Raw genomic sequence first — 22,058 nt, forward strand, 5'->3', positions numbered from 1 at the left:
AGTTGGGGCCGTATGTGCACCCATACGGCCCCAACCCGTTATCTCTAGCGTTTGCCCGGCGGTCGGGCCCCGCGCTGGATACCCAGGCCCTTCACCGGCGGCTGCTCCTTGGGTGCCTCGGCTGCCGGAGCCGGCTCGGGTGCCGCTTGCGCAGTCTCCGGCTCGGCCGCCACCGGCTCCGCGTCGACGGCAGCAGGCTGCGCGGCCGGGGCGGCCGGGGCCGCCTTCTTGGCGCCGGGGCGACGCGCGCCCGCAGCCATACCCAGTCCCTTCACCGGTGCAGCCGGTGCAGCCGACTCGGCGGGAGCGGCGGGTGCCGCCGGTGCGGCGGACTCAGCCGGAGCGGCAGCGGTCGGCTCGGCGGCGGTTGGGGCCGCCTTCTTGGCGCCGGGCCGCTTGGCCCCACCGGCGAGACCCAATCCCTTCACCGCCGGAGCCGCGGGTGCGGCAGCGGTCGCCTCGGCGGCGGGTGCGGCGGGTGCGGCGGGTGCGGCGGCGGCCGGGGCCGCCTTCTTGGCGCCGGGCCGCTTGGCCCCACCGGCGATCCCGAGCCCCGTGACCGGGGCCGCTGCGGCGGCCTTGGCCTCGGCAGCCGGCTTCTCAGGCGTCGCGGTGGTCGCAGCAGCCGGTGCCGCAGCCTTCTCGGCCACCTTCTTCGGCCCGGTCTCGGCGGCAGCCGCGGCGGCGGTGCCCTTGGCCGGCAACGTCACCGTCGACATGTCCAGGGACTCCAGCAGCAGCTGGGCGATGTCGCGCACGTCCACATCCGAACGCCCGGAGGCTTCGATGCGGTCGTCGACACCGTCGCTGACCATCACCCGGCAGAACGGGCAGCCGGTGGCGATGGTGGAGGCGCCGGTGGCCAGCGCCTCGTCGACGCGGTCGTGGTTCACCCGCTTACCGATGTGCTCTTCCATCCACATCCGGGCACCGCCGGCGCCGCAGCAGAAAGAGCGGTCCATGGTGCGCGGCATCTCGATCAGGTTGGCACCGGCAGCGGCGACCAGCTCGCGCGGCGGCTCGTAGACCTTGTTGTGCCGGCCCAGGAAGCACGGGTCGTGATAGGTGATGTCACGCGAGACCGGCGCCACCGGGATCAGTCGCTTGTCGCGGACCAGGCGGTTGAGCACCTGGCTGTGGTGCAACACCGTGTACTCGCTGCCCAGCTGCGGGTATTCGCGGGAGATCGTGTTGAAGCAGTGCGGGCAGCTGGCGATGATCTTGCGGTCCGGCTTGTCCAGGCCGTCGAAGACCTCGTTGAGCATCTCGACGTTCTGCGAGGCCAACTGCTGGAACAAGAACTCGTTGCCGGCCCGTCGGGCGGGGTCACCGGTACACGTCTCGCCGGTGCCCAGCACCAGGAACTTCACGCCGGCAGCGGCCAGCAGCTCCGCGGTGGCCTTGGTGGTCTTCTTGGCGCGGTCCTCGTAGGCACCGGCGCAGCCCACCCAGAACAGGTACTCGAAGCCGTCGAAGCTGTCGACGTCCTGGCCGTAGACCGGAATGTCGAAGTTGAGCTCATCGATCCAGGAGGTGCGCTCCTTGGCGTTCTGGCCCCACGGGTTGCCCTTGTTCTCCAGGTTCTTGAACAGCACACTCAACTCGGAGGGGAACTCCGACTCCACCAGCACCTGGTAGCGGCGCATGTCCACGATGTGGTCGATGTGTTCGATGTCCACCGGGCACTGCTCGACGCAGGCACCGCAGTTGGTGCACGACCACAGCACGTCGGGGTCGATCACCCCGCCTTCCTCGGCGGTGCCCACCAGCGGGCGGACCGCCTGCTCCGGGCCGGAGCCGCCGATACGCTCGAAGCCCTTCTCCGGCACGTGGTGCCCGGGCAGGGGCTTGGCGTCGGCCAGGTCGACCTCGCCGGTCGGCATCGGCTTCTCGCCGAGCAGGTAGGGGGCCTTGGCCATCCAGTGGTCGCGCAGGTCCATGATGACCAACTTGGGGCTCAGCGGTTTGCCGGTGTTCCAGGCGGGGCACTGCGACTGGCAGCGACCACACTCGGTACAGGTGGCGAAGTCGAGCATGCCCTTCCAGCTGAAGTCTTCGATCTTGCCGCGTCCGAACACTGCGTCTTCGGGCGGGTTGTCGAAGTCCAGGGGCTCGCCCTGGTACTCGATCGGCAGCAGCGGGCCCAGGCCATTGGGCAGGCGCTTGAAGGTGACGTTGATCGGGGCCAGGAAGATGTGCAGGTGCTTGGAGTGCAGCACGAGCAGCAGGAAGCCCAACGCAACACCGACGTGCAGCAGCAGTGAGACGGTCTCGATGGTCTCGTTGGCCGACAGGCTCAGCGGCGCCATGATCTTGCCCATGAGGTGGGACAGGTAGGCGGCCTTACCGTAGGGCAGGCTGCCGGTGTTGGCGGCGGCCCCGCGCAGCAGCAGGAACGTCCACACCACGTTGAGGATCATCACCAGGATCAGCCACGCGCCGCCGTTGTGCGAGCCGTAGAACCGCGAGGACCGGCCATGCTCGGCCGGGTTGCGCAGGATCCGGATGATCATGAAGACGAAGATGGACAGCGTGACCGCGGTGATGAAGAAGTCCTGCATGAAGCCCAGCACGTCCCAGTGCCCGATCAGCGGGATGGCGAAGTCGTGCTGGAACATCTGCCCGTAGGCCTCGATGTAGACCGTGATCAGGACGAAGAACGCCCACATGGTGAAGAAGTGGGCGATACCCGGGATGGACCACTTCAGCAGCTTGGCCTGCCCGGCGACCTCACGGATCTGCGTCTCGATCCGGTTCTTGATGTCCGAAGTGCGCTCAGGCCCGACCTTCTGACCGGATTTGACCAGGTTGAACAGCCAAAGTACCCGGCGTGCGGCCAGCGCGCCCACCAACGCCGTCATGGACAGGCCGACCACCAGCCTGATCAGCATCTGGGTATTTTCGGTCACGGAGAGCCTCTCCCATCCACAAGTTACCGGCCAGTAACTTCATCGTAGTTACTGGTTAGTAACTTACCGCCAATCGTGCGCAGGACCAGTTCAAGCCCTGCTCGGTGCTCGCTCATAGTGCCACCTCGGGGTCGCTCAGCGCGACAAAGGCTGACCTAACTGTATCGGCCGACGACCGTTCCGACGGGCGATCGCGGGCGGGCAGGCGACGCGGTATTCAGCGTCCGGGCAGCGGGATCACGATCGCCGGCGGCTGTCGTGTGGTGGTGGGCGTCGCGGGTGCGGTCGTGGTGTTCGGCGCGGTGGTCGTGCCCGGAGGCTCGGTGGTGGTCGGCGGCTCGGTGCTGCCGGTAGTGGTGGTCGGCGGTTCGGTGGTCGCCGGCGGCGGGGAAGTCGGGGGCTCGGTCTCCGGGGCGGGCGGCTCGCTTGCGCCCGGCGGGGCGCCGGGCGGCACCCACTGCGGGGCCGGGGCGCTGCGTTCCCCGGCGGGGGCGGTGGTCGTCGGGGTGGCCGGAGCCCCGGGGTCGGACTGTCTGTGCACCAGGCGGACCATGCTCCACACCAACAGGGTGATCAAGATCGCCGTGAGCGCGCCCAGGCCGACCAGCGCGACCGGCCGCTGATACCACGGGGTGGGTGGCGTTGACCGGTCGCGCTGGCGGTACTGGCTGTCGTAAGCCGGCTCGCTGTAGCCGCCGTAGTGGCCGTTCCCGCTGTAGTCGGCCATCTGGGTCGGCTCGTGGTGCGGGTCGTCCGGCGCTCGGCTCACACCCGTAGAGGGTAGGCGCCACGTCTGACGAAATGCCGCGCCAGCACCTGACGACAAGCTGTGCGACCTGGGGAAACCGCCTTAGCGGGGGACGCGGCGCCGCCGGGCGGCCAAGAAAACGGCTCGCCAGCCGAGCAGGAAAACCGCGGTCACCGTCGATGCGACCAGGATGAAACTCTTGGCCACGCCGGCCGAGGTCGCTTCGCGCAGCAGCATGCCGACCAGCACCGTCGAGACCCAGACGGTGACCCCGGTGGGCCACACGGCGGTGGGCCTGCGCCAGCCGCGGCTCAGCAACCAGCCCAGCACCGTGCCGCTCAGAAAAGGCCAGGTGGTGGTCGCCAAGCCGGTGATGGTCAGACCCTCGTCGTGGCTACGGCGGCCCAGCGCGCAGAAGATCAGCACGGCCACCACATCCATGCCGAGCCAGGCCGGCTTCTGCGGTTGCATGCGGCGAGAGTACCGGGGAGCCGGCCTACCGGTGCGGCGGCAGGGTGATCACCGTCGGCAGATCGGGCAGCTTGGGCACCGGCGGGATGGTGATCACCGACGGCAACGCCGGCAGGCGCGGCCGGTAGCGGTTCGGCGGCTCCTCGGGAGGCGGCGCCTGCTGCGCCGGAGGCTGTTGGGGCGGCGCCTGCCGGGGTGGGGCCGGCGGCGCGGTGGGGGCGCTCGACGGCGTGGTGGTGGCGCTACCGGTGGTGCTGGTCGCGCTGCTGGTGGTGCTCGACGAGCTGGTGGTCTGCGGGGTCGTGGTGCCGCCGGGGCCGCGACTGGTCAGCTGGACGATTCCCCAGATCACCAGCCCGAGCATCACCGCGATAAGCCCGAACCAAGCGATCAGCACCGAGCGGCGGCGAAACCACGGCAGCGCCGTGGGTGCCGCGAAATCGGTGGTCGGCGCTGCGGGCTGCTCCTCGAAAGGGTTGTAGGCGGCGGCGTACTGGGTGGGCGCACTACCGGTGTGATGGCTCGGATCGGCCGAGTGTGGCCCCGGACGTGGGGGGCCCATGGGCGCCGGGGCCGGGCCGGGCGGCTGCGGGCCGCGCTGACCGTAGGGCATGGACCGAGTCTGGTCCTCGCCGGGTTTGCCGGAACCACCTGAAGATCCGAAGCGCGCCATTTCACCGATCGTAACGGAAAGCCCTGGCAGGCGACTTGGACGAGAGATCAGAAGGTGTCGACGTTGTCGATGCTGACCACCATCCCGTGGCCGCTGCGGTCGTTGGTGAACCGGGTGCCGTCGATATCGGCATTGATCGTCCACCCCTGCGCCCGGTAGGTCAGGTAGTCGATGGTCACGACCGGAATATCGCCCAGGTTGCCCAGCACCCACTGCACGGTGCCGTCGGCGCTGACGCTGACCCCGTTGGCGTGCTGCCCGTCCTTGAGGGGGGAGTTGGTGAACTCCGCCTCACAGTCGACTTGCGGTGACGAGATCTGACAGCGGGTCCGCCCGGATTTCGTCTCGATGAAGACGTAACCGTTGTCGTCCGGCGGCAGCGGGATGGCATCGGCCGGCTGGTTCGGCGTCGCCGACGGAGCCGGGCGCGGGGGGCTCGACGGCGTCGTGCTGGTCCGGGGCGGCCGCAGCGACGGCTCCGGCGGACCACCGCCGCCCGGCGCTGCGGTCGGGTGACCGTCGACGGTGGTGCTGCAACCCGCCAGCAGCAGTGCGGCCGCCAGCGTCAGCTTTACGACCGTCGGGGGCTTCGCCTGCTCTGGTGCTCGCACTCATTCCCTCGCTGCCATGTATTGCGGCTCAGCGTACGCACCAAGTGACTCCCGTGGCTGTAGTGACGCGCGGTGCCCCGGTGGCGCGGGGGTCAGGAAAGATCGCGGAAGGCCAGTACCGCACCGGTGGCCGCCAGCACCGCCGCGAGCGCATAACCAGCCATCGACCACCAGCCGCCGTGCAGGGCCGCGGCGATTGCGACGATCGCGATGGCGCTGAAGATCAGCACCATTCCGTACAGCGGGGGCTTGGCTGCATAACGGTTGCGGGCCATGGGATCGCGCCTTACTACTCGTCCTACTCGTCGAAATCGGGCGGCACGGCCGCGGGCCGAGCCTGATCGTGCTCCGGCGCTGCAAGCGTGGCAGCGGCCTGGACCCGACCGCGCACCAGAAACCAGCCGCCGAACAGTGCCGGGCCCCCGATCAGCAGCACGCCCCAGACAAACGGGCCGCTGCGCTGGTCGAACAGCATCAGGCCCAGCACGCCGGCCAGGAACGCCAACGTCACGTAGCCGCTGTAGGGGGCCAGCGGCATCCGGAACGACGGCCGCTGCATGACGCCGGCGTTGGCGAGTCGGTGCAGCCGCAGCTGGCAGGCCACGATCGTGGCCCAGGCCGCCATCACCCCGACCGCGGCGATGTTGAGCACGATCTCGAACGCCTGCCCGGGGCGCACCGCGTTGAGCACCACGCCGAGCAGGCCTACCGCGCTGGTCAGCAGGATGCCGCCATAGGGCACCCCGTTCTTCGACATCTTGGCGGTGAACGCCGGCCCGCTGCCGTTGACCGCCATCGAGCGCAGAATCCGCCCCGTGGAGTACAGCCCCGCGTTGAGGCTGGAGAAGGCCGCGGTCAGCACCACCACGTTCATCAGACTGCCTGCGCCGGTGAAGCCCACCTTGGAGAAGAAGGTGACGAAGGGGCTCTGGTGTTCCTTGAACGCGGTGTAGGGCAGCAGCAGCGCCAGCAGCAACACCGATCCCACGTAGAAGATCGCAATGCGGGCCACCACCGAGTTGATCGCCCGCGGCATGATCTTCTCGGGGTCGGCGGTCTCCCCGGCCGCGGTGCCCACCAGCTCCACCCCGGCGTAGGAGAACACCACTCCGGACGTCACCAGCACCAGGGGCAGCAGGCCCGTGGGCAGCAGCCCGCCGTTGTCGGCCAACAGCTGCAGGCCGGTGTCCTGGCCGTCGACCTGGTAGCGGCCGCCCAGGAAGATGGTGCCGACGACCAGGAACGTCAGCAGCGCGACGACTTTGATCAGCGCTGCCCAGAACTCCAGCTCACCGAAGAGCTTGACCGAGATCAGGTTCATCGACAGCACCGCCAACAGCGCTATCAGGGCCAACGTCCATTGCGGGACCACCCCGAACAGGTGCCAGTAGTGGAAATAACTGGCGATCGCCGTGGTGTCGACAATCCCGGTCATCGACCAGTTCAAGAAGTACAGCCACCCCGCCACGTAGGCGGTCTTCTCCCCGAAGAATTCGCGCGCGTAGGAGACGAACGATCCCGACGTCGGCCGGTGCAGCACCAGCTCGCCGAGTGCGCGCAGGATGAGGAAGGCAAAGCCGCCGCATACCGCGTAGACGATGAACAAGCCCGGGCCGGCCGAGGCGAGCCGGCCGCCGGCGCCGAAAAACAGCCCGGTGCCGATGGCGCCACCCAGGCCGATCATCTGCAACTGCCGGGGGGTCAGGTCTTTGTGGTAGCCCTCGTCCTCGCGGGCCAGTGCGGCGGGAGAAGCCGGCTGCGGGGCGGGGGAAAGTGACATCGCTGCGAGGGTAACGCACGGAGATTGCCGATCCGGATCAAAACCGTGGTCACGGGCACGGCGGCTGCGCTCGGGCGCGGCGTCGCGCGACCACCCCGCCGCAGCCGCCCCGCAGCCGGATGCCATGGTGATCTGGTCAGGGAGGTGGACATGGGTGCGATCAGGTGCGGTATAGCGGGGTCGGGCTCATGAGGTGGCGAATCGCCGTCGTGGGCGCCGGCGTAGCCGGGCTGGCGAGCGCGGTCGGGCTGCACCGGGGCGGCCATGACGTCACCGTCTTCGAAGAGCGCACCGACACCTCCTCAGGCGCCGGCATCAGCATCTGGCCCAATGCGCTGGCCGCCCTGGACCGACTCGGTCTCGGGGATGCGGTCCGCGCGGTGGGTGGGCGGATCACGGCCGGGGCGGCGCGTTGGCACGACGGGTCCTGGCTGCGCCGCCCGGAGCCCGAACGAATAGTCAGGGCGCTCGGTGAACCGCTCGTCGTCGTGCAACGCTGGGCGCTGCGCGACATCGTCGCCGGCGCGTTGCCGGTGGGCGCCGTCGAGTACGGTCTGGCCGCCACCGACGTGGCGACCACCGGTGCGGCGGTGCGGCTGCAATTCTCGGACGGTTCGGCCCGCACCTTCGATGCCGTGATCGGTGCCGACGGCACGCACTCGGTGGTGGCCCGCCAGCTCAACGGCCCGCTGCAGCAGCGCTACGTCGGGTACACCGCGTGGCGCGGCGTCGCCGCCTATGCGATGGATCCGGACCTGGCCGGCAAGACCCTGGGGCCCGGCGTGGAGACCGGCCACGTGCCGATGGGGCCGGGGCTGACCTATTGGTTTGCCACCGAGCGGGCGCCCGCGGCGCAGCGGTCCCCCGAGGAGGAGCTGGCCTACCTGCGGGCGAAGTTCGCCCGGTGGGCCGAGCCGCTGCCCAGCATTCTTGCCGCCACCGCGGCGGCCGACGTCCTGCGCGACGATCTCTACGACCGCACCCCGGCCCGGCGCTGGGCGCGCGGACCGATCGTGCTGGTGGGCGACGCGGCCCACCCGATGCGCCCGCACCTCGGCCAGGGCGGCTGCCAGGGCTTGGAGGACGCGGCAATCCTGGCCGCATTCATCGACCAGGCCCCCGACCCGGCGACCGCCTTCGCGCGTTTCGAGTCCTTTCGCCGGCGCCGCGTCACCTCGGTGGTGCGGGAGTCGGCCTGGCTCGGCAAGGCCATCAACGTGCGGTCGGATCTGCTCAGCAGCCTCGTCAGCCGCTCCACGGCGATGGTGCCGGAGGTCGTGTTGATGAGGCATCTGGCATCGATCGCCGCGCGCACGGCGTTCGCGCTGCCGGGCGCCGGTGCGCGCCGATGAGGATCCCCGGCGGCGGTCGATGATGCAACCGGGTCTGTGGCTGCGGTGGGCGGTATTGCACGGGCTGCCGCGCGCACTTCTGGCCGTGCAGGCGCGGCGGGGAGAACCGATGGCACGCCTGTTGGTCGGCCCGCTGCGCGGCGGCGACCAGGCGCCGTTGATCGAGCAGATCCGCGCGCGTGGGCGTCTGACGCGCACGCCGGCCGCGCTGGTGACCGCCGACCATGAGATGTGCCGAACCATCCTGCGCGACGACAGCTTCGGGGCGAGCAATCCGGCCAACATGAATCTGCCCAAGCCTGTTCGCTGGGTGTTCTACCGGACCGATCCCCAGTTGCCGAATCCGGCCGAACCGCCCTCGATGCTCGTGGTGGACCCGCCTGCCCACACCCGCTACCGGCGAGCTGTGGTGCGGGCCTTCACTCCCCGCGCGATCGAGCGGCTGCAGACCCGGATCGTGGAGATCACCGAGGAGCTGCTGGACCGGATGGCGACGGCGGCGCATCCGGACCTGATCGCCGATTTCGCCGCTCCCTTACCCGCCTTGATCATCGCCGAGATCCTGGGAATACCGCAGGATCAGCGGTCGCAGATGCTCGACCGGGGCGACCGGAGTGCCCCGTTGCTCGATATCGGGTTGTCCTGGAAGACCTTTCGATGCGCCATGCGCTCTCTTCGAGAAGGCGACCGCGAGTTCAGCGACCACATCGAGCTGTTGCGTGCCGACCCCGGCGAGGACGTCTACAGCCAGGTGATTCGCGACGGGCAGCTGGACCGGCGCGAGCTGGGCGTGACGGCCTTGCTGCTCGCCGGCGCGGGCTTTGAGACCACCGCCAACCTGATCGGTAACGCGATCGTGCTGTTACTGCGCCACCCGGATCAGCTGGCGAAGCTGCGCGACGACCCCGGTCTGTGGCCGGCCGCCGTCGAAGAAGTCCTGCGCTACGACAGCCCCGTACAGATGACCTCGCGCAACGCGCTGTGCGACCTGGAGCTGGCGGGGCAGCAGGTGGCCGCCGGCGAGACGGTGGCACTGCTGCTGGGAGGCGCCAACCACGACCCCGGCGTGTTCACCGAGCCGGACCGCTTCGACATCACCCGGGCCAACGCCAAAGACCATCTGTCTTTCAGCAGCGGAATCCACGCCTGTCTGGGAGCCAACCTGGCCCGCATGGAAGCCACCATCGCCCTGCGCGCACTGTTCGAACGCTTCCCCGACCTGCAGCTGGACGGGCCGCCGACTCCCCGTGGGTTGGCCACCCTGCGCGGTTTCCAGCGGATGCCGGCGACCACCTGATCCATTGCCCGGGTGTCATTCAGGGCGTGACACCTTCGACGTGACCAGCCGTGCGCCCAGTTCGCCGGGCTCGATGCGGTGACCTTCGGTGCAGCGAATCTCAACCAGGGCGTCCGCGCCGCAGTCCAGATGCGTCAGACGTAGTCGCCCCCGGTTGGGCAGGTGGCGTTGTCCCCACTGGAACATGGCCCAGACCACCGGCATGAATTCAGTGCCGGCTTCGGTCAGGACGTACTCGTCGCGGCTGCGCTGGCCGGGCTCACGGTAGGGCCGGCGGGCCAGCAACCCGAGGTCGACAAGTTCTGCGAGCCGTTTCGCGGTCGCTGCTTTGGTGATGCCGACCCGGATCGCGAAGTCATCGAATCGGGTCGTGCCGTAATAGGCCTCGCGCATGATCAGCATCGCGGACTTCGTGCCGACCACCGCCATGGTCTTCTCCACCGGGCACTCACCGATCGCCGACCAGCTGTCGCGGTCTGCCAGCGGTCCCTGCAGGAATTTCATCGCAGTCCACCTCCCTATCTGGGTTGACTCTACTATACCCAGGGTGTATAGCTGAGTATAGATAACGATACTTAGCTAGCCAGGAGGGCCATGATGGCCGAATATCAAGGTCGCGACGCCGTCATCGTCGGCGCCGTTCGCACTCCGATCGGCAGGGGCAAGCCCGGCGGCGCACTCCACGAGGTCCTGCCTGCCGACCTGTTGGCGCACAGCCTGCGAGAGCTGGTGCAGCGAACGGGAATCGATCCGATTCAGGTCGACGATGTCATCGCCGGCGCCGTCACCCAGGTGGGTGATCAGGCCTTCAATATCGGCCGCAATGCGCTGCTGGGTGCCGGCTTCCCGGAATCGGTTCCCGGCACCACGATCGACCGACAGTGCGGCAGTAGTCAACAGGCGATCAGCTTCGCCGCCCAAGGCGTGGTGGCCGGCGCCTACGACGTCGTCATCGCCGCAGGAGTCGAGTCGATGAGCCGCGTACCGATGGGGGCGTCGCTGCTGCCGGGCAGTCGTCCCCGTGGTGAAGCGATGACCCGACGCTATCCGGAAGGTCTGGTGCCGCAGGGCATCAGCGCCGAGCTGATCGCAGCGCGATGGGGGTTCTCCCGGACCGAACTCGACGAGTTCTCCGCCAACAGTCACGAGAAGGCGGCGCGGGCGACCAAGGACGGGCTCTTCGATGACGAGCTCACTCCGATCGCAGGCCTGACCACCGACGAGATCATCCGGCCCGGAACCAGCGTGGCCGCTTTGGCAGGGTTGAACCCGGCGTTCTACGACGAGGCGATGAAGGCACGCTTCCCGCAGATCAATTGGGAGATCACCCCCGGCAACTCGTCACCGCTGTCGGACGGCAGCGCAGCGGTGTTGATCACCAGCGGCGAGTTCGCCCGAAAGATGGGTCTGCGACCGCTGGCGCGGATTCACACCAGCACGGTCGTTGGGTCGGATCCGCTCTACATGCTGACCGGGGTGATTCCGGCCACGGAGAGGGCATTGCGCCGTGCCGGGCTCCGTCTGTCCGACATCGATCTGTTCGAGGTCAACGAGGCCTTTGCCCCCGTCGTACTGGCATGGGCCAAGGACACCGGTGCAGATCTGGCCAAGACGAACGTCAACGGCGGAGCCATCGCGATAGGGCATCCGTTGGGCGCCAGTGGCGCGCGCCTGATGACAACCCTGGTCCACGCGTTGCAGCACAGCGGAGCACGTTTCGGTCTGCAGACCATGTGTGAGGGCGGCGGGATGGCCAACGCCACCATCATCGAGCGGATCGAGGGCTGACGACGATGAGCACGATTCGAGCAGCGGCGGTGCAGATCAGCCCGGTGCTGTACAGCCGGCAAGGGACCGTCGAACGGGTGGTGGCGAAGATCGAGCAGCTGGCCCGCCACGCAGTGCAGTTCGCGGCCTTTCCGGAGACGGTGATCCCTTACTACCCCCATTTCTCTTTCGTCCAACGTCCGTTCGAGATGCGCCCGCAACACCTCACGCTGATGGAACAGGCCGTGACCATCCCATCGGCGGAAGTCGATGCGATCGGAGCAGCGGCCCGGCAGGCGAAAATGGTCGTCTCGATCGGTGTCACCGAACGTGATGGCGGCTCCCTGTACAACACGCAGCTGCTCTTCGACGCCGACGGAAGCCTGCTGCAGCGCAGGCGCAAGATCATGCCCACCTATCACGAGCGGATGCTCTGGGGGCAGGGCGACGGCAGCGGACTGCGTGCAGTCGACAGCACGGTCGGGCGGGTCGGGCAACTGGCCTGTTGGGAGCACTACATGCCGCTGGCGCGCTACGCCCTGATCGCCGACGGGGAACAGATCCACTCGGGCATGTGGCCGGGATCGTTCGCCGGCGACCTGTTTGCCCAACAGATCGAGACCAGCGTGCGCAATCACGCCCTCGAGTCGGCCGCATTCGTCGTCAACGCCACCGCATGGTTGGACCCCGACCAACAGGCGCGGATCATGGCCGACACCGGATGTCCGATCGGGCCCATCTCCGGCGGGTGCTTCACTGCGATCATCAGCCCGCACGGCGAACTGCTCGGCGAGCCGTTGCGCTCCGGTGAGGGCGAGGTGATTGCCGACCTGGACTTCACGCTGATCGATGCCCGCAAGTCGCAGATGGACTCCCGCGGGCACTACAGCCGCACAGACCTGCTGACCCTGCTGGTGGATCGCACCCCGCGTGTATCTGTCCAGGACCGTGTCGGCGGCGAGATTGCCGGCGCCGAGGTCGAGGAGGTGGATCGTGTCGCAGTGTGATCCTCAGGAGCGCCGATTCTCCGGCGTCCAGATGCGGTATCAGAGCACTAAGAGTTACGAGGAGCTGGTTGCTGCGTTGCTTGCCGACGTGGGCGAGCGGCCGGTTCCGATCGATGATTTCCCGAAGGATCACAGCAGCTGGGAAACCTACCGATACGAGGTCGAATCCCACGTCGGCGCAAGCGGATTCATGCTGTTCGCGACGTTCGACCATGGCGGATGGATCAAGAAGGCCGGGATCGACCGCAAGGTACTGCGTGTGATCATCGGCAACCCGCTGATCGCGCTCACGATGTTGCGTCACGATGTGACCGCGGGGCTGTTCGCTCCGGTGGAGCTGCTGCTCGTCGGCGAGGAAAGTGCTGGCAGCAGCCTGATATACGTCAAACCGTCCTCGTTGATGGTCGTCGAACCCAACCCCGCCCTGCTTGCAGCCGCTGAGGAACTCGACGCCAAGTTGGCTGCGCTGGCGAGGAAGGTCGCGGGATGAGCATGCGCGTGTTCTTTGCGGGTGCTTCGGGTGTGATCGGGAGCCGGCTGGTTCCGATGCTCGTCGAAGCGGGCCATACCGTCGGCGCCATGACGAGGTCGGCCCAGAAGGTCGACCAGCTGGCCGCAATGGGTGCACAGCCGATCGTCTGCGACGTATTCGATCGTCCGGCTCTGACCCGGGCCGTCCGTTGGTTTGCGCCGCACGTGTTGCTGCATGAGCTGACCGATTTACCAGACAATCTGGCCGACCTGCCGCAGGAGTCGCTGCTCAACGCGCGTATCCGGGCCGAGGGCACCCGCAACCTCGTCGGGGCGTTGGAGGGATTGGGCGCGACGAAGATCATCGCCCAAAGCGTCGCATGGAGGATTCGTCCCGGCCCCGAAGCCGATGCGGTCGCACAGCTTGAGGAAGCGGTGCTGGTGGCGAACGGCGTAGTCCTCCGCTACGGACTGTTCTACGGGCCCGGCACCTACTACCAGGGCGAACTGCCTCCGGAACCACGGGTGAACATCGCCACCGCCGCCGCGCGGACGTTCGACGCACTCGATGCTCCCGCGGGCATCCTGACGGTTGTCGACGACTGATTCGGCTGTGCCGCGCCAGGCGATCCGTCTGTGCCTCTTTCGCCGGCACTGTGCCATTCGGGAACAAACCGGGAACCCAGCCCGTTGACCACATCGACAAGGTTGAGTCGGAATCGCTCAAGTCCAAGTTGACAGCGAGGCTGGCAAAGGAGGATCGTTGAGCGCAGTCCGCTCAGACTAGGGATTATCGTCTACCAGGGAGGAACCACAATGGCTCGTGCGGTCGGAATCGACCTCGGGACCACCAACTCGTGCGTCGCAGTGCTGGAGGGCGGGGACCCCGTCGTCGTAGCCAACTCGGAGGGCTCGCGCACCACCCCGTCGGTCGTCGCGTTCGCCCGTAACGGCGAAGTGCTCGTCGGCCAGCCCGCCAAGAACCAGGCGGTCACCAACGTCGACCGCACCATTCGCTCGGTCAAGCGCCACATCGGCTCGGACTGGAAAGTCGAGATCGACGGCAAGGACTACACCGCGCAGGAGATCAGCGCCCGCGTGCTGATGAAGCTCAAGCGCGACGCGGAGGCCTACCTCGGTGAGGACATCACCGACGCCGTGATCACCGTGCCCGCCTACTTCAACGACGCCCAGCGTCAGGCCACCAAGGACGCCGGTCAGATCGCCGGCCTGAACGTGCTGCGCATCGTCAACGAGCCGACCGCGGCCGCGCTGGCCTACGGCCTGGACAAGGGCCACAAGGAACAGACCATCTTGGTGTTCGACCTCGGCGGCGGCACCTTCGACGTCTCCCTGCTGGAGATCGGCGAGGGTGTGGTCGAGGTGCGGGCCACGTCCGGTGACAACCACCTCGGTGGTGACGACTGGGACGACCGCGTCGTGGACTGGCTGGTCGACAAGTTCAAGGGCACCTCGGGTATCGACCTGACCAAGGACAAGATGGCCATGCAGCGGCTGCGCGAGGCCGCCGAGAAGGCCAAGATCGAGCTGTCGAGCTCGCAGAGCACCTCGATCAACCTGCCCTACATCACCGTGGACGCCGACAAGAACCCGCTGTTCCTCGACGAGCAGCTCACCCGGGCGGAGTTCCAGCGGATCACCCAGGACCTGCTGGACCGCACCCGCAAGCCGTTCCAGTCGGTGATCAAGGACGCCGGTATCTCGGTGTCGGAGATCGACCACGTGGTGCTGGTGGGCGGTTCCACCCGGATGCCCGCGGTCACCGACCTGGTCAAGGAGCTGACCGGCGGCCAGGAGCCCAACAAGGGCGTCAACCCCGACGAGGTTGTCGCCGTGGGCGCCGCGCTGCAGGCCGGCGTGCTCAAGGGTGAGGTCAAAGACGTTCTGCTGCTTGACGTCACACCGCTGTCGCTGGGTATCGAAACCAAGGGCGGCGTGATGACCAAGCTGATCGAGCGCAACACCACCATCCCGACCAAGCGCAGCGAGACCTTCACCACCGCCGACGACAACCAGCCGTCGGTGCAGATCCAGGTCTTCCAGGGTGAGCGTGAGATCGCCTCGCACAACAAGCTGCTCGGCTCCTTCGAGCTCACCGGCATACCGCCGGCCCCGCGCGGTGTCCCGCAGATCGAGGTCACCTTCGACATCGACGCCAACGGCATCGTGCACGTCACCGCCAAGGACAAGGGCACCGGCAAGGAGAACACGATCAAGATCCAGGAAGGCTCCGGCCTTTCCCAGGACGAGATCGACCGGATGATCAAGGACGCCGAGGCCCACGCCGAGGAGGACCGCCAGCGGCGCGAAGAGGCCGACGTGCGCAACCAGGCCGAGTCGCTGGTCTACCAGACGGAGAAGTTCGTCGCCGAGCAGCGCGGAGCCGAGGGCGGCTCCAAGGTTCCCGAGGACACCCTGGCCAAGGTCGGCGCCGCGATCGGCGACGCCAAGAAGGCGTTGGAGGGCACCGACATCGGCGCCATCAAGTCGGCCATGGAGAAGCTGGGAGTCGAATCGCAGGCGCTGGGCCAGGCCATCTACGAGGCCACCCAGGCTGAGCAGGCCGCTGCGGCCACACCGGACTCCGGCGGCGACGACGACGTCGTGGACGCAGAGGTGGTCGATGATGGAGACATCAAGTGAGCCCCGAGGGCGCCGCGAACGGCTCCGACGTCCCGCCGGAGACCATCACCGTCACCGATAAGCGGCGTATCGACCCCGAAACCGGTGAGGTGCGGGAGAGTTCCTCCGGACCGGCCCCCAGTGGGCCGGCTCCGGAGGAGCCGCCCGCCGAAGAAGACCAGGACGACCCGCTGGCCGAACTCACTGCGGACCTGCAGCGAGTGCAGGCGGACTTCGCCAACTACCGCAAGCGGGCGCTGCGCGATCAGCAAGGTGTTGCCGATCGCGCCAAGGCCTCGGTGGTGACCGAACTGCTCGCGATCCTCGACGATCTGGATCGCGCCCGCAGCCACGGTGACCTGGAATCGGGTCCGCTCAAGGCGATTGCCGACAAGTTGACCGGTGTGCTCACCGGGATGGGCCTGTCGTCGTTCGGCGTCGAGGGCGATGAATTCGACCCGCAGCTGCACGAAGCGGTCCAGCATGAGGGTGACGGCACGCACTCGGTGATCGGCACCGTCCTGCGGCGGGGCTACAAGCTCGGCGAGCAGGTGTTGCGGCACGCGATGGTCGGCGTCGTAGACACCGTCCCGGACGCCGGATCGGGCGGAGCAGTTGTCGACGGCGACAGCGCCGACAAGAATTGACAGGTAAGGAGGTGACGCGGCATGGCTCAGCGTGAATGGGTCGAAAAAGACTTCTACAAGGAGTTGGGCGTCTCCTCCGACGCCAGCGAGAAAGAGATCAAGAGCGCCTACCGCAAGTTGGCCTCCGAACTGCATCCGGACCGCAACCCGAACAACCCGGCTGCCGCGGAGCGATTCAAGGCGGTCTCGGAGGCCTACAGCGTCTTGTCCGATGAGGCCAAGCGCAAGGAATACGACGAGACCCGACGGCTGTTCGCCGGCGGCGGCTTCGGCCGGCGCTTCAACGGCGGGGGCGGCGGCTTCGGCGGCGGCAACTTCGACCGGTTCTCCACCGGCGCCGACGGCGGCGAGTTCAACCTCAACGACCTGTTCGGCGCCGCCGGGCAGACCGGTGGGGCCAACATAGGCGATCTCTTCGGCGGCCTGTTCGGGCGCGGGGCTCAGCAACGGCCCAGCCGGCCGCGGCGGGGAAACGACCTGGAGACCGAATCCGAGCTCAGTTTCCTCGAGGCCACCAAGGGTGTGGAGATGCCGCTGCGCCTGACCAGTGCCGCGCCGTGCACCAACTGTCACGGCAGCGGCGCCCGGCCGGGCACCAGCCCGCGGGTGTGCGTGTCCTGTAACGGATCCGGGGTGATCAGCAGCAACCAGGGCGCGTTCGGGTTCTCCGAGCCGTGTACCGAATGTCGCGGCAGCGGCTCGATCATCGAACACCCGTGCACCGAGTGCAAGGGGACCGGGCGGGCCGCCCGGACCCGAACCATCAACGTGCGGATTCCGCCGGGCGTCGAAGACGGCCAACGGATTCGGCTGGCCGGTCAGGGAGAGGCAGGCCTGCGCGGCGCTCCCTCGGGCGACCTCTACGTGACGGTACGGGTGCGCCCGGACAAGGTCTTCGGCCGCGACGGCGACGACCTGACGGTCACCATCCCGGTGAGTTTCGCCGAACTGGCCCTGGGCACCACCTTGTCGGTACCGACACTGGACGGCAAGGTCGGCGTGCGGGTTCCCAAGGGCACCGCAGACGGCCGGATTCTGCGGGTGCGGGGGCGCGGCGTGCCCAAGCGCGGCGGCGGCCACGGCGATCTGCTCGTCACCGTCAAGGTTGCGGTTCCCCCCAATCTGGAAGGCTCGGCGCAGGCGGCGCTCGAGGCCTACGCGGCGGCGGAGCAGGCCAGCGGGTTCGACCCGCGGGCCGGATGGGCGGGTAACCGGTCATGAGCAACTCGGAGAACTCCCGCACCTTCTTGATCTCGGTGGCCGCGGAGCTGGCCGGGATGCACGCGCAGACGCTGCGCACCTATGACCGCATCGGGCTGGTCAGTCCCCGGCGCAGTTCCGGTGGCGGGCGCCGCTACTCCGAACGTGACGTGGACATGCTGCGCGAGGTGCAGCGGCTCTCCCAGGACGAGGGCGTCAACCTGGCCGGGATCAAGCGCATCATCGAGCTGACCAATCAGGTGGAGGCGCTGCAGTCGCGGATCAAGGAGATGTCGGCCGAGCTGGAGATGTTGCGCGCCAAGCAGCGTCGGGAGCTCGCCGTCTTGCCCAAGAGCACCGCCGTGGTGGTCTGGCAGCCCCGCAGCTAGCGATTTCCCCGCTGACTCTGCGCCCACCAGGCAATCCACTCGCACATCTGCCGGGTACGCGCAGAGTCAATGCTCAGGCGAGCCGGATCGAGAACTGGGCCACACCCGGCCGGCCCGAGCGCGCCACCGCGTAGCCGCCGCGGCGCAGCGCGTCGGTGGGCGCGGCCATCGGCTCGAAGCAGACCACGTCGTCGGTGGCCGGCGCATAGATCTGCGCCGCCGGATACCCCGCGTCGAAACACACCTCCACGCGGCGGCCGCCGCCGGAGACCGCGAACACCGATCCCGGCTGCACCTCGTCGAAACCATGGTCGAAGACCTGCTCGCCCAACAACTGCGTGGTTGCCGGGTGTGCGGCGACCGCCCCGGTGGGGATGCCGTGCGGGTCCACGATCCGGGACCGCATCGCCGGGGTCTGGATCAGCCACTGCGATCGGGGCACGTCGGGAAGCTGCAGATAGGGGTGGAAACCGAAGCACAGCGGCACCACCGTGTCACCGGTGGCTGTGACCGTGGTGCGCACCGTCAAGGTGCGGTCCGCCAGTGTCACCGCCAGCTCCAGCAGGTGCGGGAACGGAAACGCCGCGAGCAGATCCGGGCGCGATCCGAAGTCGAGCTGCGCGGTCAGCGCCGACGCCGACCGGGCAGTCACCCGCCAACCGGGCTCGCCGGCCAGGATCCCGTGGATCGGGGCGCCGTAGTCGTCGGTGTGCACCCCGCCGGCCCCGGGGGCCAGCGTCACCGTCGTATCGCCCACCCGGTAGGTGTTGGCGCTCAAGCGATTCGCCCACGGATACAGCAGCGGGATGCCCATGGTCTTGTGCTCGGTGACATAGGCGGCCACACCCCGCAGTTGGCCGAGCAGTTCCACGCCGTCGTCGGCCAGCGAGGTGCCGATCATGCCGGCGTGCGGCCGGAAGGTCGCCGTCAGCGGTGACGACGGATCCGACAGGACGCAGGCGGCGAGATCGGTCACGCCGACAGGGGGTCGTGTTGAATGCGTTGCGGGGGAGTTCCTTTGGCGATGAGGGCGGCCACGGTCGCGCGTGTCATCTCCGGGCCGCCGCAGACCAGGATCTGCCGATCGCCCCAGTTGCCGTAACGGGTGACCACGTCTGCCAGTCGCCCGGTCTGGCGCAGATGCAGTCCGCGCGGCGGTGTCACGTCGGGATAGTCTGCGGACCAGTCGGGGTCGCGCGGGTATTCCGACACCGGGGTCACCGATAGCCAGGGATTGTGCGCCGCGATCTGCCACAGGGTGGGCAGATCGTAGAGCTCGCAGGGATAGCGGCCGCCGAAGAACAGGTGCACGCGCGGATTCTCGCCCCAGCGGGTCAGGTCCATGATCATCGACCGCAGCGGCGCCAGGCCGGTGCTGCCGGCCACCATCAGGACATCGCCGCCGCCCCGGTCCACGTGCAGGCCGCCCAACGGGCTGGACAGGCGCCACCGGTCGCCGGGCCGGGTCTCGTTGACGATCGCGGTGCTGACCAGTCCGGCCGGAACCGCCCGCACGTGAAACTCGATCGCCCCGGTTTCGTCGGCCGGAATGCTGGGGCTCAGGTAGCGCCACGACCGAGGGCACTGAGGTACCTCGACTTTGACGTATTGGCCGGGGTGGTACGGCATCGGCTGATCCAGCTGGAGCCGGATGACGGCGATGTCGCGCGAGACCCGGAGATGCTCGATGACGGTGCCGTCCCACCAGGCCGGACCTTCTTCGGCATCGGCGGCGCCGCCCATCACGCCGATGATCAGGTTCAGCGCCTCGCGGGCGGCTTCGTCGACGGCCGCAGTCCAGCGGTCGGCCAACGCCTCCCGCAGGGTGACCAACAGCACCTGGCCCACGCTCTGGTAATGGCGTTGGGTCACACCGTACTTGCGGTGATCGCGGCCCAGTTGAGCCAGGAACGACACGGGTGGTTGCGCCCGATGGGCGAGGAATTCACCCAGCACCCAGCTCATGGCGTGGGCGAAGGCGTCCCGCTGGGGGCTCAGGTCGGCGGGGAACAGGTCGCGGACCGACGGGTCGGTGCCGAACCATCGGTTGAAGAACTGGGCGACAACACCGGAAGCGTCGCACGGCGCAGCGAACGCGTCATGCAGAACGCGCAGCGCATCGCGGTCGTCCAGGCCCACGGCGCGATCTTAACGGCGCCGGTGGGTCGCCGGTCAGAGCGCGTGAATCCCGTTGTAGACCACCATCGCACCGATCAGGATCAGGATCACCGCGACCAGTGCGGCGTGCTGGCGCTCCATCCAGTCTTTGAGCCGGTGCAGTGCCGGATCCAGCCGGTCGCTGGCGGCCACGTAGCCCAGAATGGGAATCAGGACCGAGGAGGCGGAGAGCGCGACGAAGAATGCCGCCGTGGGCCAGCTGTCCTCGGCGGGCAGTCCGGCGCTGCCGATGGTCAGGCCGGCGGCGGCGCACATGAACAACACCTCCGGCCGGACGACGGCCAGTACCGCGCCCATCAGGCCGGCGCGCAGCGGTGCCATCGTGGTGAAGGCGCGCATCCAGCGGGGCATTTCGCTGTGCCCGTGCCGGGCCGTCCACCGGTAGAGGCCGAACCCGATCAGCGCAGTACCGACGACGATCCGCAACCAGGACGCCCAGCCCGGCGGCGTCCTCTGCAGACCGCCGGCCAGGCCGGATGCCGCGACGAACGCGGCGGTCAGAGCCGCCAGACCGGCCAGCCATCCGAGCAGGAAGGCCAGACCGGTCTGCCTCGGGCGCGCGGTGTGCAGCACGAGCACGGCCGGGATAACGGTGATCGGGGACAGCGCCACCACCAGGGCAAGGGGTATCAGGGCAGTCCACACCGAAGCCAGGCTGGTCGTCATAGCTGCACCGTAGCGGACCGGATCGGACCGGCCGTGCACCCCGGGCACGCCTTGCCAGATACCCCTACGGGGTATAGGTTCAGCGTCACAACCTTGGGGAGGGCGGGATATGTCAGCTACGCCGCAGCGCGACTTGGCCGGTTCGGCGAAGCCTGCCGGACGCAGGTTCGGGGTGGCGGGAGCGTTCGCCGCGCTGACCTGCACGCTGGCCTGTTGTCTCCCGGCGGTCCTGGCCGCAGTCGGCGCCGGAGCCTCCGCGGCGGCCGGCGCCGGCCACGGCGCGCACGACGGCGCGCGGCCCCGGGGATCAGGTGGCGCTGCGCTCGAGGCGTTACATCGGATCAGTCCCGTCCTGCTGATCGTGTCGATCGTGTTCGTCACGGTCGCGCTGACCCTGCGGCGTCGGGCTGCCGCGCTGCCCGCGCTGATCGTCGGGGTGGCGCTCTACCTCAGCGTGCACGGCCAGTCGGATCCCACCGTCATGTATGCCGGGATGGCATTGGGCTACGGCGCCTGGATCGCGCTGTTCCTCTGGAGCCGGCCACCGGCCGGCGCCCGATCGTGCGAGACGTCGGCATCGTGTGAGACCTCAGGGTCCTGAATCGCCGGTCCCGGCCAGGCCCGCCAGCACCAGCGCGGTCGCGAAGGCGACCAGCTCGGCGCGGCTGGCGCGCAGCCGGCCATCGGCCCAGTCGAGAACCAGCGCGGTCAGAGCTCCCGACAGTGCGCTGGCGTGCATGGCGCGGCTGGTGGGGCTGCCCGGCGGGTCGGTGACGCCCGCGGAACCGGCCAGCTCGGTCAGGAGCCCGGGCAGTACATCGGCCCGGTGGGCGGCGAGCAGATTGCTGGACTGCGGCTCGCGCAACAGGATCCGCAACCGACGGGGGTCTGCCTCGAAGTAGCCGGCGGCAGCGTCGACCGCCGCCGCGACGGGAGATTCCGGGTCGGTGGCGCCGGCGATGGCGTCCAGCAGCTCGGCGTTGCAGCGATCGTAGACCGACAGCATCAATTCATCTGTGTCGCTGAAACTTTCATAGAAGTAGCGCGGGCTCAGCCCGGCGTGCCGGCAGACCGCCCGCATGGTGACTCCCGAGGTGCCCTCGGTGCCCAGCAGCTCGAATCCGGCCCGCATCAGTTGCGCTCGGCGGAGTTGGGCCCGGTCGTCATGAGTCTGGCCACGCCATACTCGCGGCGCCGTCGTGTCCATTGGGCCACCCCATCCGCTTGAGAATCACTTGATTCTACTTCC

General features: G+C 68.5%; 23 protein-coding genes. 11 read left to right on the plus strand and 12 right to left on the minus strand.

Translation table 11 applies throughout. The features are described from left to right. Window positions 1-44 precede the first annotated feature (44 nt). From G6N14_RS19150 to G6N14_RS19180, 7 genes are all read right to left on the minus strand, one after another. Window positions 45-2,891, minus strand: a complete 2,847-nt coding sequence (locus tag G6N14_RS19150; RefSeq protein ID WP_085136723.1) for a (Fe-S)-binding protein — start codon at window positions 2,889-2,891, stop codon at window positions 45-47. 235 nt (window positions 2,892-3,126) lie between these two features. Next, window positions 3,127-3,678, minus strand: coding sequence for a hypothetical protein (locus G6N14_RS19155; RefSeq protein WP_085136398.1), 552 nt, complete (start codon window positions 3,676-3,678; stop codon window positions 3,127-3,129). Between the two features lie 81 nt (window positions 3,679-3,759). Next, entirely contained in the window at window positions 3,760-4,128 is a 369-nt protein-coding gene (locus G6N14_RS19160; RefSeq protein WP_085136399.1) for a DUF3054 domain-containing protein, read from the minus strand. Window positions 4,129-4,153: 25 nt separating this feature from the next. Further along, window positions 4,154-4,801: a hypothetical protein gene (locus G6N14_RS19165; RefSeq protein WP_085136400.1), complete on the minus strand. Its 648-nt coding sequence runs from the start codon at window positions 4,799-4,801 to the stop codon at window positions 4,154-4,156. Between the two features lie 47 nt (window positions 4,802-4,848). Then, entirely contained in the window at window positions 4,849-5,370 is a 522-nt protein-coding gene (locus G6N14_RS19170) for a hypothetical protein (RefSeq protein WP_179960899.1), read from the minus strand. 134 nt (window positions 5,371-5,504) lie between these two features. Next, entirely contained in the window at window positions 5,505-5,687 is a 183-nt protein-coding gene (locus G6N14_RS19175) for a hypothetical protein (protein ID WP_085136401.1), read from the minus strand. 23 nt (window positions 5,688-5,710) lie between these two features. Further along, on the minus strand, window positions 5,711-7,192 hold the full coding sequence (locus G6N14_RS19180) for an amino acid permease (RefSeq protein WP_085136402.1): 1,482 nt from the start codon (window positions 7,190-7,192) through the stop codon (window positions 5,711-5,713). A 188-nt stretch (window positions 7,193-7,380) separates the two neighbouring features. Here G6N14_RS19180 and G6N14_RS19185 point away from each other — a divergent pair, with 188 nt between their 5' ends. After that, complete coding sequence (locus tag G6N14_RS19185) at window positions 7,381-8,544, plus strand: FAD-dependent monooxygenase (protein ID WP_085136403.1); 1,164 nt, start codon at window positions 7,381-7,383, stop codon at window positions 8,542-8,544. Window positions 8,545-8,566: 22 nt separating this feature from the next. Next, the gene (locus tag G6N14_RS19190) at window positions 8,567-9,841 is read left to right on the plus strand and encodes a cytochrome P450 (RefSeq protein WP_085136725.1); all 1,275 of its coding nucleotides are present in this window, start codon (window positions 8,567-8,569) and stop codon (window positions 9,839-9,841) included. A gap of 15 nt (window positions 9,842-9,856) precedes the next feature. On the opposite strand, the gene G6N14_RS19195 is transcribed toward G6N14_RS19190, so the two are convergent. Then, a complete protein-coding gene (locus G6N14_RS19195) occupies window positions 9,857-10,345 on the minus strand; it encodes a winged helix-turn-helix transcriptional regulator (RefSeq protein WP_085136404.1) in 489 nt (162 codons plus the stop codon). A gap of 93 nt (window positions 10,346-10,438) precedes the next feature. On the opposite strand from G6N14_RS19195, the gene G6N14_RS19200 reads away from it, so the two are divergent. The 8 genes from G6N14_RS19200 (at window position 10,439) to G6N14_RS19235 (ending at window position 17,965) form a co-directional block, all read left to right on the plus strand. Then, window positions 10,439-11,629: a thiolase family protein gene (locus G6N14_RS19200; RefSeq protein WP_085136726.1), complete on the plus strand. Its 1,191-nt coding sequence runs from the start codon at window positions 10,439-10,441 to the stop codon at window positions 11,627-11,629. Window positions 11,630-11,634: 5 nt separating this feature from the next. Continuing rightward, window positions 11,635-12,615, plus strand: a complete 981-nt coding sequence (locus G6N14_RS19205; protein ID WP_085136405.1) for a nitrilase-related carbon-nitrogen hydrolase — start codon at window positions 11,635-11,637, stop codon at window positions 12,613-12,615. 31 nt (window positions 12,616-12,646) lie between these two features. Beyond that, window positions 12,647-13,105: a DUF302 domain-containing protein gene (locus G6N14_RS19210; RefSeq protein ID WP_085136406.1), complete on the plus strand. Its 459-nt coding sequence runs from the start codon at window positions 12,647-12,649 to the stop codon at window positions 13,103-13,105. Window positions 13,106-13,107: 2 nt separating this feature from the next. Continuing rightward, the gene (locus G6N14_RS19215) at window positions 13,108-13,692 is read left to right on the plus strand and encodes an NAD-dependent epimerase/dehydratase family protein (protein ID WP_085136407.1); all 585 of its coding nucleotides are present in this window, start codon (window positions 13,108-13,110) and stop codon (window positions 13,690-13,692) included. A 210-nt stretch (window positions 13,693-13,902) separates the two neighbouring features. Next, window positions 13,903-15,750, plus strand: a complete 1,848-nt coding sequence (gene dnaK, locus G6N14_RS19220; RefSeq protein ID WP_085136408.1) for a molecular chaperone DnaK — start codon at window positions 13,903-13,905, stop codon at window positions 15,748-15,750. Next, the gene (gene grpE / locus G6N14_RS19225) at window positions 15,747-16,376 is read left to right on the plus strand and encodes a nucleotide exchange factor GrpE (RefSeq protein WP_085136409.1); all 630 of its coding nucleotides are present in this window, start codon (window positions 15,747-15,749) and stop codon (window positions 16,374-16,376) included. Before dnaK ends, grpE begins: the two co-directional genes overlap by 4 nt. 21 nt (window positions 16,377-16,397) lie before the next feature. Continuing rightward, a complete protein-coding gene (dnaJ, locus tag G6N14_RS19230) occupies window positions 16,398-17,597 on the plus strand; it encodes a molecular chaperone DnaJ (RefSeq protein WP_085136410.1) in 1,200 nt (399 codons plus the stop codon). Next, window positions 17,594-17,965: a heat shock protein transcriptional repressor HspR gene (locus G6N14_RS19235; RefSeq protein ID WP_085136411.1), complete on the plus strand. Its 372-nt coding sequence runs from the start codon at window positions 17,594-17,596 to the stop codon at window positions 17,963-17,965. Before dnaJ ends, G6N14_RS19235 begins: the two co-directional genes overlap by 4 nt. A 73-nt stretch (window positions 17,966-18,038) precedes the next feature. Here the strand turns inward: G6N14_RS19235 and G6N14_RS19240 are convergent, their stop codons facing one another. The 3 genes from G6N14_RS19240 to G6N14_RS19250 are packed head-to-tail and all read right to left on the minus strand — an operon-like array spanning window position 18,039 to window position 20,809. After that, window positions 18,039-18,941 carry an aldose 1-epimerase gene (locus G6N14_RS19240; RefSeq protein WP_234808966.1) on the minus strand — a complete coding sequence of 301 codons (903 nt, stop codon included), beginning with the start codon at window positions 18,939-18,941 and terminating at the stop codon, window positions 18,039-18,041. Further along, complete coding sequence (locus tag G6N14_RS19245) at window positions 18,938-20,104, minus strand: FAD-binding oxidoreductase (RefSeq protein ID WP_085136412.1); 1,167 nt, start codon at window positions 20,102-20,104, stop codon at window positions 18,938-18,940. The genes G6N14_RS19240 and G6N14_RS19245 overlap by 4 nt, the downstream gene beginning before the upstream one ends. Window positions 20,105-20,137: 33 nt before the next feature. Beyond that, window positions 20,138-20,809, minus strand: coding sequence for a GAP family protein (locus tag G6N14_RS19250; RefSeq protein ID WP_085136413.1), 672 nt, complete (start codon window positions 20,807-20,809; stop codon window positions 20,138-20,140). A 109-nt stretch (window positions 20,810-20,918) separates the two neighbouring features. On the opposite strand from G6N14_RS19250, the gene G6N14_RS19255 reads away from it, so the two are divergent. Next, window positions 20,919-21,410, plus strand: coding sequence for a hypothetical protein (locus G6N14_RS19255; RefSeq protein ID WP_133054934.1), 492 nt, complete (start codon window positions 20,919-20,921; stop codon window positions 21,408-21,410). Here the strand turns inward: G6N14_RS19255 and G6N14_RS19260 are convergent. Beyond that, window positions 21,399-22,016 (minus strand): TetR/AcrR family transcriptional regulator, encoded by a 618-nt coding sequence (locus G6N14_RS19260; RefSeq protein WP_085136415.1) that lies wholly within the window; start codon window positions 22,014-22,016, stop codon window positions 21,399-21,401. The two genes, G6N14_RS19255 and G6N14_RS19260, sit on opposite strands and share 12 nt — an antisense overlap. Window positions 22,017-22,058 lie beyond the last annotated feature (42 nt).

The organism is Mycolicibacter hiberniae (assembly GCF_010729485.1).
Lineage (GTDB): Bacteria > Actinomycetota > Actinomycetes > Mycobacteriales > Mycobacteriaceae > Mycobacterium > Mycobacterium hiberniae.

What these genes read in the sequence shown, in the direction of transcription:
- G6N14_RS19210 (WP_085136406.1), top strand. Translation starts at nt 12,647, where the DNA reads ATGCGGTATCAGAGCACTAAGAGTTACGAGGAGCTGGTTGCTGCGTTG.
- G6N14_RS19200 (WP_085136726.1), top strand. Translation starts at nt 10,439, where the DNA reads ATGGCCGAATATCAAGGTCGCGACGCCGTCATCGTCGGCGCCGTTCGC.
- dnaK (WP_085136408.1), top strand. Translation starts at nt 13,903, where the DNA reads ATGGCTCGTGCGGTCGGAATCGACCTCGGGACCACCAACTCGTGCGTC.
- G6N14_RS19235 (WP_085136411.1), top strand. Translation starts at nt 17,594, where the DNA reads ATGAGCAACTCGGAGAACTCCCGCACCTTCTTGATCTCGGTGGCCGCG.
- G6N14_RS19260 (WP_085136415.1), bottom strand. Translation starts at nt 22,016, where the DNA reads ATGGACACGACGGCGCCGCGAGTATGGCGTGGCCAGACTCATGACGAC.
- G6N14_RS19250 (WP_085136413.1), bottom strand. Translation starts at nt 20,809, where the DNA reads ATGACGACCAGCCTGGCTTCGGTGTGGACTGCCCTGATACCCCTTGCC.
- G6N14_RS19175 (WP_085136401.1), bottom strand. Translation starts at nt 5,687, where the DNA reads ATGGCCCGCAACCGTTATGCAGCCAAGCCCCCGCTGTACGGAATGGTG.
- G6N14_RS19255 (WP_133054934.1), top strand. Translation starts at nt 20,919, where the DNA reads ATGTCAGCTACGCCGCAGCGCGACTTGGCCGGTTCGGCGAAGCCTGCC.
- G6N14_RS19165 (WP_085136400.1), bottom strand. Translation starts at nt 4,801, where the DNA reads ATGGCGCGCTTCGGATCTTCAGGTGGTTCCGGCAAACCCGGCGAGGAC.
- G6N14_RS19185 (WP_085136403.1), top strand. Translation starts at nt 7,381, where the DNA reads ATGAGGTGGCGAATCGCCGTCGTGGGCGCCGGCGTAGCCGGGCTGGCG.
- G6N14_RS19190 (WP_085136725.1), top strand. Translation starts at nt 8,567, where the DNA reads ATGCAACCGGGTCTGTGGCTGCGGTGGGCGGTATTGCACGGGCTGCCG.
- G6N14_RS19150 (WP_085136723.1), bottom strand. Translation starts at nt 2,891, where the DNA reads ATGCTGATCAGGCTGGTGGTCGGCCTGTCCATGACGGCGTTGGTGGGC.
- G6N14_RS19205 (WP_085136405.1), top strand. Translation starts at nt 11,635, where the DNA reads ATGAGCACGATTCGAGCAGCGGCGGTGCAGATCAGCCCGGTGCTGTAC.
- G6N14_RS19180 (WP_085136402.1), bottom strand. Translation starts at nt 7,192, where the DNA reads ATGTCACTTTCCCCCGCCCCGCAGCCGGCTTCTCCCGCCGCACTGGCC.
- G6N14_RS19195 (WP_085136404.1), bottom strand. Translation starts at nt 10,345, where the DNA reads ATGAAATTCCTGCAGGGACCGCTGGCAGACCGCGACAGCTGGTCGGCG.
- dnaJ (WP_085136410.1), top strand. Translation starts at nt 16,398, where the DNA reads ATGGCTCAGCGTGAATGGGTCGAAAAAGACTTCTACAAGGAGTTGGGC.
- G6N14_RS19160 (WP_085136399.1), bottom strand. Translation starts at nt 4,128, where the DNA reads ATGCAACCGCAGAAGCCGGCCTGGCTCGGCATGGATGTGGTGGCCGTG.
- G6N14_RS19215 (WP_085136407.1), top strand. Translation starts at nt 13,108, where the DNA reads ATGCGCGTGTTCTTTGCGGGTGCTTCGGGTGTGATCGGGAGCCGGCTG.